Annotated in this window: 15 protein-coding genes; 3 read left to right on the top strand and 12 right to left on the bottom strand. The window is 65.2% G+C overall.

Annotated elements, in window-relative coordinates:
• Window positions 1–20: 20 nt before the first annotated feature.
• Complete coding sequence (locus JaAD80_RS01100; protein WP_374755213.1) at window positions 21–635, top strand: gamma-glutamylcyclotransferase; 615 nt, start codon at window positions 21–23, stop codon at window positions 633–635.
• Window positions 636–846: 211 nt separating this feature from the next.
• On the opposite strand, the gene JaAD80_RS01095 is transcribed toward JaAD80_RS01100, so the two are convergent.
• The 12 genes from JaAD80_RS01095 to JaAD80_RS01040 all read right to left on the bottom strand — a co-directional run bounded on the left by JaAD80_RS01095 (window position 847) and on the right by JaAD80_RS01040 (window position 13,713).
• The gene (locus JaAD80_RS01095) at window positions 847–1,989 is read right to left on the bottom strand and encodes a PA0069 family radical SAM protein (RefSeq protein WP_102292512.1); all 1,143 of its coding nucleotides are present in this window, start codon (window positions 1,987–1,989) and stop codon (window positions 847–849) included.
• A 128-nt stretch (window positions 1,990–2,117) separates the two neighbouring features.
• Complete coding sequence (locus JaAD80_RS01090) at window positions 2,118–2,792, bottom strand: tRNA-uridine aminocarboxypropyltransferase (RefSeq protein WP_102292496.1); 675 nt, start codon at window positions 2,790–2,792, stop codon at window positions 2,118–2,120.
• A 105-nt stretch (window positions 2,793–2,897) separates the two neighbouring features.
• Complete coding sequence (locus tag JaAD80_RS01085; RefSeq protein ID WP_102292495.1) at window positions 2,898–4,661, bottom strand: methyl-accepting chemotaxis protein; 1,764 nt, start codon at window positions 4,659–4,661, stop codon at window positions 2,898–2,900.
• A gap of 262 nt (window positions 4,662–4,923) precedes the next feature.
• Window positions 4,924–5,436: a lipocalin family protein gene (locus JaAD80_RS01080; RefSeq protein ID WP_102292494.1), complete on the bottom strand. Its 513-nt coding sequence runs from the start codon at window positions 5,434–5,436 to the stop codon at window positions 4,924–4,926.
• A 22-nt stretch (window positions 5,437–5,458) separates the two neighbouring features.
• Window positions 5,459–6,259 (bottom strand): ABC transporter substrate-binding protein, encoded by an 801-nt coding sequence (locus JaAD80_RS01075; protein WP_102292493.1) that lies wholly within the window; start codon window positions 6,257–6,259, stop codon window positions 5,459–5,461.
• 33 nt (window positions 6,260–6,292) lie between these two features.
• The gene (gene tssA, locus JaAD80_RS01070; protein ID WP_102292492.1) at window positions 6,293–7,312 is read right to left on the bottom strand and encodes a type VI secretion system protein TssA; all 1,020 of its coding nucleotides are present in this window, start codon (window positions 7,310–7,312) and stop codon (window positions 6,293–6,295) included.
• Window positions 7,313–7,333: 21 nt separating this feature from the next.
• A complete protein-coding gene (gene tssH, locus JaAD80_RS01065; RefSeq protein ID WP_102292491.1) occupies window positions 7,334–9,991 on the bottom strand; it encodes a type VI secretion system ATPase TssH in 2,658 nt (885 codons plus the stop codon).
• Complete coding sequence (tssE, locus tag JaAD80_RS01060) at window positions 9,988–10,479, bottom strand: type VI secretion system baseplate subunit TssE (RefSeq protein ID WP_102292511.1); 492 nt, start codon at window positions 10,477–10,479, stop codon at window positions 9,988–9,990. Before tssE ends, tssH begins: the two co-directional genes overlap by 4 nt.
• A gap of 67 nt (window positions 10,480–10,546) precedes the next feature.
• The gene (locus tag JaAD80_RS01055) at window positions 10,547–11,038 is read right to left on the bottom strand and encodes a type VI secretion system tube protein Hcp (RefSeq protein WP_102292490.1); all 492 of its coding nucleotides are present in this window, start codon (window positions 11,036–11,038) and stop codon (window positions 10,547–10,549) included.
• A 35-nt stretch (window positions 11,039–11,073) separates the two neighbouring features.
• A complete protein-coding gene (gene tssC, locus JaAD80_RS01050; protein ID WP_102292489.1) occupies window positions 11,074–12,561 on the bottom strand; it encodes a type VI secretion system contractile sheath large subunit in 1,488 nt (495 codons plus the stop codon).
• Between the two features lies 1 nt (window position 12,562).
• Entirely contained in the window at window positions 12,563–13,072 is a 510-nt protein-coding gene (tssB, locus tag JaAD80_RS01045) for a type VI secretion system contractile sheath small subunit (protein ID WP_102292488.1), read from the bottom strand.
• Window positions 13,009–13,713, bottom strand: coding sequence for a tetratricopeptide repeat protein (locus tag JaAD80_RS01040; protein WP_258002759.1), 705 nt, complete (start codon window positions 13,711–13,713; stop codon window positions 13,009–13,011). Before JaAD80_RS01040 ends, tssB begins: the two co-directional genes overlap by 64 nt.
• Before the next feature lie 277 nt (window positions 13,714–13,990).
• Between JaAD80_RS01040 and tssJ the strand changes: the two genes are divergently transcribed.
• Together tssJ and tssK are read left to right on the top strand one after the other, a co-directional pair.
• Window positions 13,991–14,578 carry a type VI secretion system lipoprotein TssJ gene (tssJ, locus tag JaAD80_RS01035; protein WP_102292487.1) on the top strand — a complete coding sequence of 196 codons (588 nt, stop codon included), beginning with the start codon at window positions 13,991–13,993 and terminating at the stop codon, window positions 14,576–14,578.
• Window positions 14,579–14,642: 64 nt separating this feature from the next.
• Window positions 14,643–14,976: type VI secretion system baseplate subunit TssK (gene tssK, locus JaAD80_RS01030; RefSeq protein WP_180979246.1), on the top strand; the 334-nt coding region annotated here is incomplete at its 3' end.

The raw sequence follows: 14,976 nt of genomic DNA, 5'->3' as shown, positions 1-14,976 counted from the left end.
GTCCCCTTACCGCTTACGCCATGACCCAGCCTGACCTGTCGTCCATCGACGCCGCCACCATCGCCATCAACCAGCGCATGAACAAATTCGACGGCCACGAACAGGTCTGGCTGTTCGGCTACGGTTCGCTGATCTACAAGGCGGACTTTCCCTACATCGAGCGCCGTGCCGCCAGCATCGAAGGCTGGACGCGGCGCTTCTGGCAAGGGTCACACGACCACCGCGGCACGCCGCTGGCGCCGGGCCGGGTCGTCACCCTCGTGCCGCAGGCGGGCGCCGTGTGCGACGGCATGGCCTACCTGATCACGCCGGAAGTCTTTGCCCACCTCGACCACCGCGAAAAGAACGGCTATCTGCGCCTGGCCACCGACATCACCTTCGACGATGGCAGCAAGGTCGAAGGCCTGGTGTACATCGCCAACGAGGAAAACGCGGCCTTTCTGGGCGCCGCGTCCGAATTCGATATCGCGCGCCAGATCGCCCGGTCAAGCGGCCCCAGTGGCCCAAACAGCGACTACCTGCTGCACCTGGCCAGCGCGCTGCGCGAACTGGGCAAGGCCGACCCGCACGTCTTCGCCATCGAACAGCATCTGGCGCAGCTCAGGGAAACGCCAGCCACGGACCCGACGCCCTGAGCCTTCCGCGCCAGCGCAGCTGACGACATAGCAGACAGCCTAGCAGACTGGATAGCAGACAGCGCAGCGGACAACGCAGAACCAGCACAGCAAGCAGCACAGCAGACGCGCGCCACCGGCACGTGCCACCAGCCGCGCCCTCTTCACAGCGTTGCCCCTGCGCACGGCACGGCGGCACGCCTGGCTTCCGGCTAAGGCAGCACCGCACGTTCTAAAACAAGTCCAGCTGCCCGGCATTCCCCCCTTTCGCCTTGTTGCCCAGCGGCGGCACCACCAGCGGCCGGCGGAACTGGGTGCAATCGAGCTGCTTGAAGCGGCCGCCCTTGCCGTGCAGGCCCAGCCGATGCACGGCTTTTTCAAAGCGCTGACGGATGAGGTCAGCCCAGACGCCTTCGCCCTGCATGCGCGTGCCGAACGCGCTGTCGTAATCCTTGCCACCGCGCATTTCCCGCACCCGGTTCATCACGCGCTGGGCCCGCTCCGGGAAGTGCGCTTCCAGCCACTGCTGGAACAGCGGGCTCACTTCCCATGGCAGGCGCAGCACCACGTAATGGGCGTGGATGGCGCCCGCGTCGCGCACGGCTTCGAGCAGCTGTTCGATTTCCGGCTCGGTGACGAAGGGGATGATGGGCGCGATGCTCACGCCAACGGGAATGCCCGCCTCCGTCAAGGTGCGGATGGTGCGCAAGCGCCGCGCCGGGGCGGCGGCGCGTGGCTCCAGGGTGCGCGCGATGGCGGGATCGAGCGTGGTGACGGTGACGGCCACGGCAGCCAGGCGCCTGGCCGCCATGGGCGCCAGCAAATCGATGTCGCGCTCGATCAGCGACGATTTCGTGATCAGCGCCACCGGATGGTCGCACTCGCTCAGCACTTCCAGCACGCGCCGCGTCAGCTGCCGTTCGCGCTCGCACGGCTGATACGCATCCGTATTGACGCCCAGCGCGATCGGTTCCGGCACATAGGACGGCTTGGCCAGCTCGCGCCGCAACAGTTCAGGCGCATTCACCTTGGCATAGATGCTGCTTTCAAAGTCGAGCCCGGGCGACAGGCCCAGATAGCTGTGCGTGGGACGCGCAAAGCAATAAATGCAGCCATGCTCGCAGCCCCGATACGGATTCAAGGATACGTTGAATGGCAAGTCGGGCGAGGCGTTGCGCGTGAGGATGGTGCGTGCCTGCTCATCGCTGACCTGCGTCTTCCAGGCTGGCGCGCCGCCTTCCCCCTCCGCCTCGTCGTTCCCCGCCACGCTCCAGCCGTCATCGAAGCCGGCACGCGCGTGCACCTCGTAGCGGCCTTGCAGGTTCGATACGGCGCCGCGTCCCTTGCCAGCTTTCAGCGATTGCGGCGGCAGCATCACTTGCCCGGCAAAGCTGTCATCGTGTTCCGGAATGATTGCTTTCATGAACGGCCCCATCAACTGTATATACGTACAGTATACTATGCCGCTGTTCGGCCAAGATCAAGGGCTGCCATGGTGCTATTTCAAGCTTTTTCACCGTGCGGCATGACATAACTCAACTGCTGCGCGACAAAACCGTCAAACGCCGCGATCAGCGGAACGAAACGCGGCACGTCCTGCTCCAACTGCATCAGGGCATAGCAAGTCGCTTCCAGGGTCGATAACTGGTCGGGCGCATGCGCCTTGCGGATCAGGTAATGGGAGGCGGGCGTGTCACGCAATGGCAGGCGTGGCAATTGCTGCAACTGCGGGTTCAGGTACAGCATCTTGCGGCTCTTGCGCCAGGTGCCGTCCAGCACCACCAGGCGCAGCTGCGCAGGATCGAGCAGGATGGCCGGGTCGAGCGCGGGCGGCGGCGCGATGCCCAGCGAACGGTCGCCCGGCGTCTCCGGGTACAGCAGTACATTGTGCTTGTCCGCCAGCAGTCCGGCAAGAATGGCCGGGGCGAACTGCTCGCCCGTCAGCATGCGGCTGTTGGGCAGGCTCAGGTGCAGCAAGCGTGCGCTGCCCTTGGCATTGTGGACTTCCAGCGGATGCTGCAGGATCAGCACCTCGACCGTGTGGGGGATGGCGGAAATCCAGCGGCAGATGCAGCTGGCTGTTGCGCGCAGGCAGACGGGGCAGCGCGTGCGCTTGACGGTTGCCGCTGGATGGGCGGCGCCGGTCTGGGAGGGATCAATGGTACTGCGGGTAGTCATGGCGGAGCGCGTTCGCGGTGTTCTTCAAGCCGCGATTGTAGCGCCCGCGCCATGCCTGCGGGTTGTCCGGCGTGGGAAAACGCCAAGCCGCGCGCTGCGCCGCGCTTAGAACTCTTCCCATTCATCGGCGCCCGAAGCGACCGGCGCGCGTGGGCCGGCGGGGCGCAACGTGTCCGCTTTGACTGCCTTGGCAGCGCCACTGCCGGTGCGGGCGGCGGAAGTGGCTATGCCCGCAGTAGCGGTCACGGCACGCCGTGCGACGGGTTTGGCTGCTGCAGGCCTGGCCGCGGCCGGGCGGTTCGCCACGCCTGCCGACACATATTGCTGCGTGGCATCCAGCTTGAACAAGCCCACCACGTCGGCCAGCTTGGCCGCTTGCTCCTGCATCGATTCCGCCGCGGCGGCGGCCTCTTCCACCAAGGCCGCGTTTTGCTGCGTCACCTGGTCCATCTGGCCGATGGCCTGGTTGACTTGTTCGATGCCCGTGCGCTGCTCGTCGCTGGCGTCCGTGATCTGATTCATGATCTGCGTCACGTGGCTGATGCTTTGCACGATTTCATCCATGGTGCGGCCCGCCTTGTCCACCAGTTGCGAACCGGCCTCGACCTTTTGCACGGAATCGTCGATCAAGCCCTTGATTTCCTTGGCCGCCTGGCTGGACCGCTGCGCCAGGTTGCGCACCTCGGATGCCACCACGGCAAAGCCCCTGCCCTGCTCGCCAGCACGGGCCGCTTCGACGGCCGCGTTCAAGGCCAGGATATTCGTCTGGAAGGCGATGGCGTCGATGACGCTGATGATGTCGACGATCTTGCGCGAGGAATCGTTGATCGAGCCCATGGTGCTGACCACTTCGGACACCACGGCGCCGCCCTTGCTGGCGATTTGCGAAGCGTCGATGGCCAGCTGGTTGGCGCTGCGCGCATTGTCGGCATTGAGTTTGACGGTGGAGGTCAGTTCTTCCATGGAAGAAGCGGTCTCTTCCAGAGAGCTGGCCTGCTGTTCCGTGCGCGACGACAAGTCCAGGTTGCCGGCGGCGATTTCACTTGACGCCGTGCTGATGGAATCGGTACCGGCGCGCACCTGGCCGACGATACTCACCAGCTTGTCGTTCATGTTTTTCAGCGCATGCATCAATTGCCCCGTTTCATCGCGGCTTTCGACGACGATATGGCTGGTCAGGTCGCCTGCGGAAACGGCTTCAGCCACCTCGACGGCGCGCGTGATGGGCCGCGTGATCGAACGGGTGATCCAGTAGGCGCAGGCAATGCCCAGCAGGATGGCGGCCACGCCCAGCGAGATCAGCAGCAAGCGGCCATTTTCGTAGCGCGAACGGATTTGCGCGGCGGTATCGTTGAGCAATTTGGCTTCCAGCACTTCCAGCTTTTTCAGCGACGCCAGGTAGATGTCGCGCTTGACGGCCATGTCGCCTTCATACAGGCGCTTGCCCAGTTCCAGGTCGCCCGCGTTCTTGGCCTTGAAGACATTCTTGCGCACCTCGGTATAGGCTTTGCGCGTGCTCAGCACTTCCTGGTACAGGGCCTGCTCTTCCGCATTCAGCTGACTCTTGCCGATATCGTTCTGGATTTCCGTGGCGCGTGCGGACGAGGCCGCCATTTCCGTCTCGAATTGTTTTTGATGCGCGGGATCGCTGACCTTCCAGGCGGCCGCCGTGCGCGCCGCGTTCACCTCGATGACCTTGGTCCACTCGCCGATCAGGCGCTCGTTGCGCACCTTGACGTTGACGAGGGCATCGGTTTCCTTGCTGGCACTTTGCATCTGCACGATGCCCACCACGGTCAAGGACGTCAGCAGCAGCAATACGGCGGCAAAACCGCCACCGAGACGCACGCCAATCTTGAGGTTTTTCATTGCGAGTTTCCTATCTAAAAGAACACTGCACGGTTGCCGCTGGGCTGGCGTTGCTACCATTCACTATAGCAAGCATTTACCGACTGGCAATCGTGAAAGTGGGGCCGCAGGGTGCAGGCATACCCGGCGTCCACGGCGCCGCATATGCACTACCTTGGTGCTGATTGTGAGTGAATCAGGAGGGCATTGCAAGAAATAACATGCAGAAAAGCAACAAGCAGAAGGCAAGGTGCCGCCACGAGCGGGCGGCACGGGGAAAAACTCAGTTTTGTTTCACATAGATCAATTTTGACGTATCAAAACCCAGGCCCTGGGCCTTGTCGATCAGGCGCTGCTGCACGGCGGGATCCATCGTCGGCGTGCGCGACAGCAACCACAAGTAGGATTTGTCGGGCCCGCTGATCAGCGAGTAACTGTAGTCCTGCTGATCCAGGTCGAAGATGATGTAGGAACCATAGAAGGGGCCGAAAAACGACACTTTCAGATAGCCCACATCTTTCTTGTCGACGAAATACGCCTTGCCCTCGGCATCCTTCCATGCCGCATCCGCATCCTTGTAGCCGCGGTTGAGCACTTTCAGACCGCCATCCTGGCGCAGGCTGTAGTCGGCCGTCACATGGCTCAGTCCCCGTTCGAAGGAATGGTCGAGGCGTGCGATCTCATACCATTTGCCCAGATATCTGGTGGTATCGAAATTCGTCACGGGCACGATATTGTCGGGCCGGCCCACGCAGCCGGCCAGCAGCACCATGCACAGCAATAGCAGTTTCTTCATCGTTCTCTCCAAAAGTCATAGTTCAGGGTGGCAGCGCCCGCTCGACGATGCGCCGGATCGCGCCATTGTGCTGCATGCGCACGATGGCTGCATTGAACTGCGCGATGAAATCATCACGGTATGGATACTGTGCCGGCTGGCGCACGGTAAAACCCACGTGCCCCTGCTGGCTGGCCAGCTGCGCCGTCTCGTGGATCGCTTGGCGCGGCGTGCCGGCGCGGCTGTCGCCGGCGATACGCTGCAGTTCCCACTGGGCCGACAGGCGGTCGCTGACATAGCAATCGATACGCCCGCGCATCAGCTTGAGCAAATTCGTGCGCGTGCCCTTGGCAGGATCGAGCACGATTTTGCGCGTTTGCAGGTCTTGCATCAGGCCCGCATCACCCAGCAGAAAACCGGCGTTCACGCCGATGTGCAAGCCGCCATAATCGGCGGGCCAGTGCTGCAGGCTGCGTCTGGCCAGCACGGCCTGATTGCAGAACACCACCAGCTGCTCCATCAGCAGCGGCACGGAATAGCGCACGTACGGCCGCTCGCTGCGCCAGGAATACGGCGGATACAGGGCGAACGCTTCACCCGTCTGCAGCATCACCACGCCGCGCTTCCAGGGCACGGGGCGCAGCTGCACCTGGTACTGCGGCATGGCCAGCGCCGCTGCGCGCACGATTTCCGTATAGATGCCTTTCAGCTGGCCGTTCTCGACATACGAGTACGGCGGATAGTCGTCGTCGCCATACAGTACGACCGGCTGCGCCGCCTGCGCCAGGCCACTGACGGCGAGGGACAGGCATAGCGCGGCAGGGACAAGGAGCGTTCTGAACATGCTGGCAGGGTAGCATGGAAGGCGCCCATCGCGTCAGCCGTTCGTGCTGCCCGTGCCCAGCATTTCGTCGAGCTGCGCCAGGGTGCCCTGGTCCTTGACGACGGCGCGCAGCCACAGGTGCAAGGGCAGTTCGCCCCAGCTGGCAGCCCTGTCAGCAAGGTAGGCTACAGGGCTGTGCGGCTCCGTGCGGCGAAAGAAATCGGCCACCTGGCGCAGCTGGGCCAGTGCCTGCTGGCGCTGCACGATGGCACCGCCGCTGCCGGCGCCTGGCGACGCGCCGGGCGACGCGGACGCAAAATCGGCGCCGGGCGCCAGCGGGGCGATGAAGTGGATGGCGCTTTCCAGCGCTTCGCGGGCGGCGCGAAAGCTGGGGCCGTCGGCGCCGAAGCGCGCGTCGACGCTGCGTTCGAACGCCAGCAGCGACTGCATGCAATACTGCGCATCGGCCAGCAGGGCATCGGAAAAGGCGCGCGGAGTCTTCTGCCGCGCTGTCTCCATCTGTGCCAGGCTGGCGCCCTCCTCGCCATGCGCATCGCCCCAGCCCTGCTCGGGCGCCACGGCATTCGCCGCGCGCTGGCGCGCCGCGTCGAAATCCTGCAGCGCGAACTGGCCATCGGCGCCATCGGTCAGCGGGATCTCGCGCAGCAGCTGCGGGGTGCGCGACAGCAGCCAGAACAGGTTGCCGATGCGCTGTTCATGGTCGCCCTCGTCGGCCGCCGGATACAAGCCTTCCCAATAGCGCTCGCACAGGCCGGCCAGCAGCGCATAGCCATCGCCAAGGCCACGGAAGTGCCGCGTCTTGGCATGCGCCTCGGCCAGCCATACGGCCACGCGCAAGTCCTTGCTGTGCGAGGCGATCAGCTGTTCGCAGCGCGTTGCCACGAACGGCCAGTCCGCCTCCTTGAGCACAGTCACCCACTCGCCCTGGTCCAGGCTTGGGTCGTCGTGCAGGCGCGCCCGCGCGATGGCGTCGAGCTCCTGGCTGAAGGTGATGTCATCGCCGCACGGGCTGACGGCGCTGACGGGGTGCAGCAACTGCTCCAGATTGAACATGGCGCTCTCCGGCGGATGGGTTTATTTAATGGTGTATTTGAACTGCCCCTGCTTGCTGGCGCCGACACGGATGGACGCCACCGGCTCGCCATCGGCCATGCGCGCCAGCACCGCTTCGGCAATCGCCGGCAGCACGCTGCCATTGAGGATCTGATCGACATTGCGCGCGCCCGAATCGACCTCGGTGCAGCGCGCCAGCACCGCCTCGACCAGCGCCGCGTCGTGGCTGAACTGCGCCTGGTGGTTGCGCGCGATGCGCGCGCCGATGCGCGCCAGCTTCAACTGGATGATCTCGGCCAGCACCGTATCGGTCAAAGGATAGAACGGCAGCACCTGCAGGCGCCCCAGCAGGGCCGGCTTGAAATGCGCCACCAGCTGCGGGCGCACCAGTGCTTCCAGCGCGGCCGGCGTGGGCAGTTCTTCCGCTGTGCGGTTCAGGCAGGCGGCCATCATGGCGGCCGACCCCAGGTTCGAGGTGGCGATGATGATGGTGTTGCGGAAATCGACTTCGCGCCCTTCCGCATCATCGAGCACGCCCTTGTCGAACACCTGGAAGAACAGTTCCAGCACATCGGGATGGGCTTTTTCCGCTTCGTCGAGCAGCACCACGCTGTAGGGCTGGCGCCGCACGGCCTCCGTCAGCACGCCGCCCTCGCCATAGCCAACATAGCCGGGCGGCGAGCCTTTCAGGCCGGCCACGCTGTGCGCTTCCTGGTACTCGCTCATGTTCAGGGTGATGAGCTTGCGCTCGCCGCCGTACAGCAGTTCGGCCAGCGCCAGCGCCGTTTCCGTCTTGCCGGTGCCCGATGGCCCCGTGAACAGGAACACGGCCTGCGGCTTGTTGGGGTCATCCAGGCTGGCGCGCGCCGTGCGCACGCGCTGCGCCACCGCATCGATGACGTGATCCTGCCCCAGCACCCGTTCGCGCAGCGCCGAATCCAGCGCCAGCACGCTGCGGATATCGTCCTTGACCATTTTCCCCAGCGGGATGCCGGTCCAGCCGGCGACGATGCCCGCCACCATCTGCGCATCGACTTCCAGCGGCGCCAGTGGCGCTTCGCCCTGCAGCGCCGCCAGTTCTTCCTTCAGCGCCAGCAGGCGCGCCGCGCCGCCTTCGCCCGGCCGCTCGTCGCGCAGCTGCGCACGCAAGGCGCCGATCTGCGCCACCAGCGCCTTTTCGCGTTCCCAGCGCTGCGCCAGCGAGGCGATCGCCGCCTGGCCGCTGTCATGTTCGCGCCGCAGCTGCGCCAGCCGCGCCACACCCGCCTTGCCGGCCACTTCGCCATCGGCCGCCTCGCGCTCCAGGGCGGCAATTTCCGCGCCCCTGCGCTCGTGCTGGCGATGCGCGTTTTCCAGCTGCGCCGGCGTGGCGCTCTGCCCCAGCGCCACCTTGGCGCACGCCGTATCGAGCACGCTGATGGCCTTGTCGGGCAGCTGGCGCCCGCTGATATAGCGGTGCGACAGGCGCACGGCATCGACGATGGCGGCGTCGCGCACGCGGATGCCGAAATGCCGCTCCATCAATGGCGCCATGGCGCGCAGCATGGCGCAGGCGATCTCCTCGCTCGGTTCTTCCACCTTCACGACCTGGAAGCGCCGCGCCAGCGCCGCATCCTTCTCGAAGTATTTCTTGTATTCGCTCCAGGTGGTGGCGGCGATGGTGCGCAGGGCGCCGCGCGCCAGCGCCGGCTTGAGCAGGTTGGCCGCATCGTTCTGCCCCGCCTGGCCGCCGGCGCCGATCATGGTGTGCGCCTCGTCGATGAAGAGGATGATCGGGTGCGGGCTTTTCGCCACCTCGTCGATGACATTTTTCAGACGGCTTTCAAACTCGCCCTTCACGCTGGCGCCGGCCTGCAGCAAGCCCATGTCGAGCGTGTGGATGTGCGCGCCCTGCAGCACCTCGGGCACATCACCGGCGGCGATGCGCAAGGCCAGTCCCTCCACCACGGCCGTCTTGCCCACGCCCGCCTCGCCCGTCAGGATCGGATTGTTCTGGCGCCGGCGCAGCAGGATGTCGACGGCCTGGCGGATCTCCGCCTCGCGGCCGATCACCGGATCGAGCTTGCCGTCGTGCGCCAGCTGCGTCAGGTCGGTGGTGAACTGGTCGAGCGCCGGGGTTTTCGTCGCCAGGGCCGTCACCGGGTCGGCGGCTGTTTCGGCGAGCGGCGGCGCCGCCGCGCTGTCCTCTTCCAGGGAACCGGCCGTCAATTTGTCGGGATGGTGTTTCAATTGCTCCACGCTGAAGCGCGCGAACAGTTTCGAGCCGCGATACGCGAGCTGCGCCAGTTCCGGCTCCGTCAGCAGCGCCAGCAGCAAGTGCCGGCTGCGAATGCTGGCCGGGCGGGCCGCATCGGCCTGCCCGGCAGCCAGCGAGGCGATCAGCCAGGCGTGCTCGAACAGCAGCGGCAAGTGGGGAGAAAACACGGGCGTACGCGCGCTGCCCGTCTTGAAGCCGCCAATCTCGCGGCGCAAGTCCGCTTCCAGCGCCGTCAGGCTGATTTCGCTGCGCCGCGCGATGGTGACGAAATCGCTGCGCTCCTGCTCCAGCAGGGCCAAAAACAGGTGTTCGATATCGACTTCATACTGGCCCAGTCCCACGCAGATGCCGGCGGCGCGCGTGGCGGCCGTGCGCGCCGTGTCATTCAGTTTGCCAATCAAGGTTTTCAGGTTATTGCTCATGCGGCGGCTCCCTTGCGGTTGATCGAATAGCGCAGCGACGACGGCTGCAGCACGGCGTCAAAGTTGACCGCCTCGCCGCCGCAGCGCACCACCAGGGTGCCGCTGATGACGAAGCCGACCCGGTTGATGCCGCCCGCCTCGCGTTCCAGGCGCGCGCGCACATGGCGCAGGCGCGGCTCGTGGCGTTCGATGGCCGCTTTCAGCGCGGCGCAGATGCGCGCACGGTCATCGCTGCTCGACAGGCACATGCCGGCAAAGTCGATCAGGCCATAATTGACGATCGAGGCCGCGCATTCCGGGTAGGCGTCCAGCGCGCCCGCAGGCAGGGCCATGCGCGTATTCAGCAATTCCTCGAGGTCGCGCGCCACCGCGTCCTTCAGCTGTTCCAGCGACAGGTGCGCCACCACGCCACCGGCGCCGCCCGCGCCATGTGCGCCGCCGGCATCGCCCATCAGGCGATCGAACAGGCCCGGTACATAGGTATCCATGCAGGCTCCCGACAAGTCGGCGCGGCGCGCGCCGGAGACTGTCCGCCGCGCGCTGCGCAAGGGTGGATCAGGCCACGCGGTTGGCCGCCAGGTCCCAGCCGCCCGAGGTATTGCCGCCGGCGCCGCCCGTCACTTTTTGCTGCGTGTACTTCCATTTGACTTTCGAGAACTTGAAGCCGACATGCTCGCCGAGGATGTCGCCCTCCTCCACGTTGGGAGTAACGGCGCCGATCAGCACATTCTCGATCTCGATCTCGAAATACTTGACGCGCTCGCCCTGGCCGTCGGCGCGCATGAACTCGAAGCGCGCCTTGGGGATGGTCTTGCCGGCCGAGCAGGTCTGCAGCAGCACCGGCGAGGACAGGTCGGCCAGTTTCGAGATGACGATGTCCTTGTGTTCGCAGCGTTCGGCCGTGTGGCCGCCGCCCGTGGAGGCGGTGGCGGACTTCGGCTGCTCCACGCTCCAGCTGACCGATTTGCACTCGATCCATTCCTTGTGCTTGTCGTCGGTGGACTCGCCCTTGATGCCGTCTATGTGCAGATATACATCGATTGCCATGGTGTGCTCCTGTGGTTGAGGGATGATCCGGGGGATTAGGAATTGGTCGACTTCGGCAACTCCGCGACCAGTCGGAGCGAAACGGATAATTCATCGAGCTGGAAATGCGGCCGCAGGAATGACACGGCGCGGTACACGCCCGGCCGGCCCGGCACTTCATGCACCTTCACCGATGCTTCGCGCAGCGGGAACTGGGCCTTCTGTTCCTGGCTGGCGTTATCGTCGAGCAGCACGTAGGTCATCAGCCAGCGGTTGAGGAAATCCTCGACGTTGGCGGCGGCCGTGAAGCTGCCGATCTTGTCGCGCATCATGGCCTTCATGTAGTGGGCGATGCGCGAGACGGCGAAGATGTACTGCAGCTGCGACGACAGCACGGCGTTGGCATTGGCCGCGTCGCTGCTGTACTTGCGGCTTTTCTGCGCCGACTGCGCGCCGAAGAAGGCGGCGTAGGCCGTGTTCTTGCAGTGCACCAGCGAGATGAAACCCAGATCGCTCAACTCCTTCTCGCGGCGGTCGGTGATCGCCACTTCGGCCGGGCATTTCAGGGCCACGTCGCCCTCGTCCGTCTTGAAGGTGTGCGTCGGCAGGTCGTCCACCAGGCCGCCGCCCTCCACGCCGCGAATGGCGGCGCACCAGCCGAAATCGGCGAAGGCGCGCGTCAGCTTGGAACCGAAGGCATACGCCGCGTTACACCACAGGTATTTCTGGTGGTCGCTGCCATCGACTTCCTCGACAAAGTTAAAACCTTCGACGGTGGTGCCGTCGACGGGATTGAACGGCAGGCGCCCGAGAAAACGCGGCAAGGTCAGGCCCACGTAGCGCGCATCCTCGGACTCGCGGAAGGCTTTCCATTTCGCGTATTCGATGGTGTCGAACACCTTCGCCAGGTCGCGCGGCTTGCCCAGGTCGCCGTAGGTTTCCAGGCCAAACAGTTCCGGTGCCGCCGAGGAGATGAACGGCGCGTGGGCAGCGGCGGCGATGTGCGACATCTGCTCGATGAAATACATGTCTTCCGGCTGGCGCGAAATGGCGTAGTCGCCCAGCAGCGCGGCAAACGGCGCGCCGCCGAAGGTGCCGAATTCTTCTTCGTAGATCTTCTTGAACATGCTGCTCTGGTCAAATTCCAGCGCCGACTGGAAGTCCTTCACCAGTTCGCGCTTGGTGGCGTTGAACATGCGGATCTGCAGGCGCGTGCCCGTGTCGGAATTGCCGACCAGGTAATGCAGGCCGCTCCAGCTTTGTTCCAGCTGCTGGAACGGCGCCGTGTGCATCACTTCACTGAGCTGGGCGGAAATCAGGCTGTCGATTTCCGCCACGCGCGCATCGAGCGTGGCAGACAGGCTGTGCGACACCAGCACCGTGCCATCGAGCACCTGCGTCACCAGTTCCGAGATCAGGTCGCGCGCGCGCGCATGCTCGGCGCCGGACTTGGCGACCCGGCTCTGCTCGACGATCTGGTCCAGCAAGTCCGTCTGGGCGCCTGCCACCGGCGCGCCTGGATTGAGTTGTGCCTGTGCGCTCATCTCAATCCTCCTGGCCGGGGTGCATGGGCGACAGCGCGGCGAGGCTGTCGGTATTATTGAGCACCTCCGTCAGCAGGTCTTCCAGCTTGTCGTTGCCGGCCAGTTTGTTGCGCAAATCGGCCAGCTTGGTGCGCGCTTCGAGCAGCTTGCGCAGCGGTTCGACCTGGCGTACCACCGATTCCGGGCGGAAGTCGGCCATCGAGCGGAAATGCAATTCGACGGGAAAGGTGCCGCCTTCGGCGCTGAGGCGGTTGGCCACGTCGAAGCGTGCCGCCGGCGCCACGCTGCCCAGCACTTCATCGAAATTGTCCATGTCGATGGAGACGAACTTGCGGTCCTTCAGACGCTTCTTTTCCTGCTCGGCGTTACCGCCAAAATCACCGAGCACGCCCATCACGAAAGGCAGCTCCTTGTTCTCTATCGCGTCGCCGATCTCGACGTCGTAGGTCATCTGCACGCGCGGCGCGCGTACCTTTTGCAGGCGTTTCTGGATACTGTCGGACTTGGCCATGTTGCTTCCTTTGCGAAGTGGGAGGGGAGGCGCCGGCTTACTTCAAGCCGCTGAAAGGATCGGCCGTGCTGCCCTGTGACGGCGTGCCTTTGGCAGCCGCGCCAGGCGCGCCGGCCGTGCTGCCGGCCGCGCGTTTTTGCCGCTGCCGGCGGCCGTTTGGCCGGCGGCACCAGCACTTCCTCGCCGATGCTCGCGCGCAGCAGCCGGGCCAGGTCCTGCGCTTCCGAACGCAGCGAGCCATTCAGGTTGTTTTGCCGCGACAGGTCGGCCAGCGCCTTGCCCGACAGGCGCAAGCCGCTGACGGCGACGATGCTGTTGGCGACCTTGTCGTCGGGATCGCGCTCGAGCGCTTCGAGCGCATGGCCGATGGCGTCGCCATACTGGCCGCGGTCAAACTTCATCTGCGCCATCTGCAGCCATGGCGCCTTGTCGGCCGGATAGCTGCTGCCGCCAGCCTTGAGCAAGGCCAGGGCCCGCTCGTGCTGGCCGGCCCGCGCGGCCGCGTCGGCGTCGCTCATCACCTGCGCCAGGGTGGGCGCGGCGGACTTCCTGGGCGCCGCCTGCTCCGTGGTGGCGCAGGCAGTCAGCAGCAAGGCGCTGGCAAGGCAGGCAATTCGGGACAGTGTGGTGGCTGGCATCATCGGGCACTCCTTTGCGTGGAGGACGCTACCGCTGGGAAAGATGGGCGGCGCCTTGGTGGAGGCCATTATTGATCGCCAATTTTTTTGCCAGATTGAGATTAATCAGCAAAGAAGAAGTTCCACTCAGCAGCGAAATTCATGCATCATTTTCCTGATCTGGCACAGGCTTCAAGCCGATCGCCGACGGATTTTGCGCCTGCGCAAGTAGCGCCATGGCATATGCGATTAAATGACTGTAGCAATTACTTTCCACGCGTCATTTTTGCGAAGGCAGGCCATGCGCTCCCCCCTTCAGTTCCGCCTGCCGCTACTCCTCGTCGCCTTGCTGCCGCTGGCTGGCTGCGCGGGCGGCGCCATCGGTTCGCTGGCCAACGCGGCGCTGCAGATGGCCGGCGTGGCCAGGCCGCCGCCCGAGCTGCCCGACGCGCAAAAACCGCCGCGCACGGTGAGCATCCGCCTGCACGCGGCGCAGCGCCTGAATACCGACGCGGATGGCCGGCCGCTGGCGCTGGTGGCGCGCATCTACAAATTGCGCCAGAGCGCCGCCTTCGAGCAGGCGCCCTACGACAGCTTCCTCGATGCGCGCCGGGAGCAGGCCGCGCTGGGCGCCGACCTGATGGAAGTGCGCGAAGTGCTGCTGGTGCCCGGGCAGCGCTACGAGGTGCAGGAAAAAGTCAGCAAGGAAGCGTATTTCATCGGCGTGGTGGCCCTGTTCCGCGCGCCCGCGCCGCAGCGCTGGCGCGCCACGTTTGCCGCCGCCGATGCGGAGCGCGGCGGCATCACCATCGGCCTGCACGCCTGCGCCCTGAGCATGGGCGGCGCGCAGGGCGCCATGACGACAATGGCCGCGCTGCGCTGCCAGTAGACGGTGGCGGAAAGCGGCAAGCGGCAAGCAAGAATATCCAACAGCGACACTCAAGGAGAACAGCATGGGCATGGCAGCGAAAGTCTTGTGGGGAGAGGGCCTGTTCCTGCGGCCGCAGCATTTCCAGCGCCAGGATCAATATCATGAGGCGCGGCTGCACCACACGGCCAGCGCGCTGCATCCGTATCTGTGGGGCGTGGCGCACATGGCGTGGGATCTGGCATCGCTGAAAACCGGAACGTTGCGCCTGCAGGCGCTGTCGGCGATCTTCCGCGACGGCGAAGTGTTCGACGCACCCGGCGACGGCACGCCCGGCAGCGACGCCCTGCCGCCGCCCGTCGACCTGGTGGCGCTGCCGCCGGCGCTGCAGGAAGTGACCTATTACGCCGCCCTGCCCG

The sequence above is a fragment of the Janthinobacterium sp. AD80 genome, assembly GCF_002878455.1.
Classification (GTDB): Bacteria; Pseudomonadota; Gammaproteobacteria; order Burkholderiales; family Burkholderiaceae_D; genus Janthinobacterium.
The sequence above is the reverse complement of the archived record's forward strand: the minus strand, read 5'-3'. Positions and strand labels throughout refer to the sequence as shown.